The 4118-nt window shown below is 59.2% G+C and carries 3 protein-coding genes; all 3 read right to left on the minus strand.

Annotation, left to right across the window (positions count from 1 at the left end):
* Positions 1-162: 162 nt before the first annotated feature.
* The 3 genes from AC629_RS41260 to AC629_RS41270 all read right to left on the minus strand — a co-directional run bounded on the left by AC629_RS41260 (position 163) and on the right by AC629_RS41270 (position 4117).
* Complete coding sequence (locus AC629_RS41260; RefSeq protein ID WP_084810393.1) at positions 163-918, minus strand: Crp/Fnr family transcriptional regulator; 756 nt, start codon at positions 916-918, stop codon at positions 163-165.
* Positions 919-1558: 640 nt separating this feature from the next.
* Complete coding sequence (locus AC629_RS41265; RefSeq protein ID WP_084810394.1) at positions 1559-3349, minus strand: adenylate/guanylate cyclase domain-containing protein; 1791 nt, start codon at positions 3347-3349, stop codon at positions 1559-1561.
* A 219-nt stretch (positions 3350-3568) separates the two neighbouring features.
* Positions 3569-4117, minus strand: coding sequence for a tyrosine-type recombinase/integrase (locus tag AC629_RS41270; protein WP_084810395.1), 549 nt, complete (start codon positions 4115-4117; stop codon positions 3569-3571).
* Between the last annotated feature and the right edge of the window lies 1 nt (position 4118).

The raw sequence follows: 4118 nt of genomic DNA on the forward strand, positions 1-4118 counted from the left end.
GAATATCCTCGGGATCAGGCCGCTGATCACCGCGATCACGGCCTGAGGCCGGCCCAGTTTGGGCTTCAAGGCCGACGGCCCTGTAAAGCCGTTTTTACACGGCCAAGACCCATCTGCGACATGGGCAACTGGATTTACTGTGATGCAAAACCACGCTTCCCTTCAGGGGATACGCCCTTCATCCGGCACAGCCAATGAGATAGGTCGGGCCGTATTCATCGCGAAGATCTTCTCGAATTCGAGACGCATAGTGCCGTGGCATTCGCACGCCGCGGCCGCGAGTCGCAACCGGTCGATCTCGATTTTGCCTCGTCGACCAGATTTGATCGCTCCGGATGCGCGCAGATCGCGTATCAGGATCGTCACCGTCGTTCGTCGCACACCGAGCATTTGCGACAGGGCCTCCTGCGTGAGCGGAAGAACGTCGTGGTCGATGCGGTCGCGAAACTGGAGTAGCCAGCGGGCCATGCGAGCTTTGACCGGATGCAGTGCATTGCAGGCCATGCCGAGCTGAAACTTCATCAGCATCGCTGTGACGTGAATCTGGACCGCGTGCCGGATCGCAGGGCTCCGGTTGAAAGCGGCGTGAAATCGCGACGCGGGGATTCGCGAGGCGGTGCCCGCTGCACGAACGACCGCGGTAGTGGCCGAAGGTGACGGCCCGAGCACCGAAAGAAGGCCAAGTGCCCCCTCGCGCCCGACTACGGCGGTGTCGACCGTCTCCCCGTCCGCCATGTCGATCATCAGCGAGATGGCGCCGCTGCGAGGGAAGAAGACATAGTCGATCTCGTTTCCCGCTCGCGCAAGGATCGCGTCCTGATCGAGCGCGACCGTCTCCAGCGCGGGCCGCAACAGATCGAGATCCGATACCGGCAGTGTTGCCAGAAGGCAGTTACGCAACTCGCCCGGATGCGTCACTGGAGATGACCCGCGGTGAGGGATCCTCCGCCTTCTTCATTCCGGGCGGTGCGGAACGGCGGCCTTAACATATGTTTAGATCTGCTTTCGCTACTCGCGATGAGATCCAACTCACTCGCAAACTCGGACATTCCAACTGTACGTCGGCTCAAGCTTGAGTCCTCATAGACACGAACGGATCAATTTTGGGGGGCTTGCCCGCGACATGAGCGCGGCGAGTAAGGGAAGAGAGTCAGTGCAAACGGCAGTATCGATGCAGTTGCAGCGCGAAAGTACGGAAGCTGCAAAAGGTGCTCTTCTCCACCCGCGTTGCGTAGCACCGATCTTCGGTTCCACTCATATCTAATATGAGGGTCAGCCAGCCTTTGGCGCATTCCGCCTGTCATGCCATTGTCATACTTGGACCCGCGCGTTCGTCGATAGGGACGCTTGGGCGGCGAACAGTGCTGACGGGTGATGGACTGGCCGTTCCCCGCGTTGGACGATGGCGTTCTGATCGCCAAGAGGTAACAGATTTAGCTGGCTTCCGGTTATGGCCCAAATGCGAAGCCGTTCGACCGCTAGGTTAGGTCTATTCTCCGGAGCTGAGCGGACCACTCTGCCATGACCTTCGACCGGCGCTTGTGACCCATCTCCGACATCACCCCTCCGGCACCCCGGCCAAGTGAAACCCTTTTACTGCGCGCTTGGCACCTGCGAGAAACGCCGGATTGTCGCTTACTGAGAAACTCTTGAAGCGTTTGATAGTGAACGTCGGATTCAGCGCAAGCCCCACATTCACGGCAGCCCGCGCCTCTTTCTGCTTCCCGAGAAGCGCGAGCGCAGCAGCTAGCCCAAAATGCGAGGTGGGATGATTACGGTTGGCTTCGATGCTGCGGCGGAACCAGCCGAGTGCTTCGGCGTCCTCGCTAACCTGCAACTTGGCGAAGCCGACCATCATCGACCACTGGAAGCTGAGGATATCGCGAGGAGAGAGACGAAATGCTTCACTGACATGAGTCTCGGTCTCTGCTCCGCGCCCCATAAAATACTTGGCCCAGCCGATTAACGCGTGCGCTTCAGCTAGATTTCGATCCAGCGCCAACGCTCGTTCGCACTCCGCAACGCCCTGAGCGGCTCGGAAACTACACATGAGCACACCGCCGAAGGCTAAGTGGGCAAAGGCATGATTCGGCGCGAGGGACAGCACCCTTCCCAGCGCGGCCTCGGCCATCACAAGATGCGCGGTTCGTTGGTCGGTAAAGAAGCTAGTTCCAACCACAAGATCGACAACCGCAATGCCGACCATCGCCTCGATATTTCCGGGATCGAGGCATAGCGCCTGTTCAAAAAAAGCGCGCGCTTGTGCCATATGTTCAGGCGTCCACCCCTTATTCCACGAAGCTTTACCTTGGAAGCACAGGTCCATTGAACCGCGATGCGTAGATCGTTCTGACCGCTGGGCCTCGAGCTCCGTCAGCTGAGCATTTAGCGCATTGGCGAGATGGGATACGATCTCGTCCTGCATATCGAAAAGATCGGCAATCGGTTTGTCAAAACGATCGGCCCAAAGATGCGCCCCGGTTTCTGCGTCCACGAGCTGCACGTTCACCCGAAGCCGCTTGCCGCTTCGCTGTACCGAGCCTTCAAGCACATAGCGAACGTTCAACTCACGACCGATCTGCCTGAGATCGATCACCTTACCTTTGTAGGTGAATGCAGTGTGTCGGCCGATAACAAATGAGCCACTGATACGTGACAAATCCGTAGTCAGGCTCTCGGTCACACCATCGACGAAGTAATCCTGCTGTGGATCGCCGCTGAGGTTGGCGAAAGGCAACACAACGATAGAGAGGTGAGGTGGTGCAAGTGCGATTGATCCCGCGCGCCGAGAGTTCGTCGCTCGGCTGGAGTCATCCAAAACCACGGCATAGGCCCGAACCGGACGGCCGATGTTTTTGAGGTTCTGCTCGCCCAGATCGGTGAACCTATCCCGGAACTTGCCTTGGACTTGATCGTAGGCAGCCGAGGAGATGCAGATGCCGCCGGGTGCTGCGACGCTCTCGAGCCGTGCCGCGATATTGACTCCATCGCCAAAGATGTCGTGGGGTTCGACGATTACATCACCAATGTTGACGCCCACCCGAAAAGCGATACGTCTGTCCTCCGGGCCGCCGGTGGTCAGTTCGCGCACGCGCGCTTGGAATTGCATCGCCGCCCGAATCGCTTCGACGGCACTTGGAAACTCTGCCAAGAACCCGTCGCCGGTGTTCTTCACGATGCGACCGCCGTGTTCCGCGATTGCGGCCTCGACGCCGCTGGCGAGGAGCGTCATCAGTTTGGCGTGCGTAGCCTCTTCGTCTTCGTGCATTAGTCGCGAATAGCCGGACACGTCGGCCGCCAGTATTGCCGATAACCTGCGCTCGATCCGAACTGGCCGCTGTTGCGTCATGGTCAACAACTCCTGTCCGGCACATCTGTACGCTGGGTCTCCGGCAGTACCAACGCGCAATACCCCCCACAGGATGATTTCGCCTATCGGCCCTATCGAAACGACAGCTGGGCTGACCGAGTTTGCGGAAAATATTCCGGGAGGCGCTGGGGATTTCGCCTTATGGCCCGAAGCGCCTGATGGGAGATGGGCAGAGCATGTCCGCTCTGCCCTGGTGATTCAGACATCAACTTGTTCGGCAATCGCGAGCGCGTCGTCAACCTCGATGCCGAGATATCGGACCGTGCTTTCGATCTTGGTGTGGCCAAGCAAAAGCTGGACGACTCGCAAACTCCCCGTGCGGCGGTAGATCAGCGGTGCCTTGGTCCGCCGCAGGGAGTGGGTGCCAAACACCCTCGGGCCAAGCCCGCTGCTTCCCACCCAGTTGGCAAGAAGGCGAGCATATTGGCGGGTTGTCGTCGCCCGATCGCGGACACGGCGCCCAGTGAACAAATACTCACCTCGGCTCTTGCCGGCGTCCTTCAAGAAGTCGTCAACTGCTTGCCGGGTTTGATCCGTCAACTCGAACTTGACCGGTCTCCCGGTCTTCGTCTGTCGGACGGTCGCACGATCGACCGCATAGCCATTCGGAGCGACATCTTTGACCCTCAAGGCGACGACGTCGCAACCACGTAACTTGCTGTCGATCGCAAGGTTGAAAAGGGCAAGGTCGCGGGTCCGTCTTTCGATCAGGAGCCGGGTTCGGATCGACCAGACTTGGTTTGGCAGC

The sequence above is a fragment of the Bradyrhizobium sp. NAS80.1 genome (assembly GCF_001908205.1).
GTDB lineage: Bacteria > Pseudomonadota > Alphaproteobacteria > Rhizobiales > Xanthobacteraceae > Bradyrhizobium.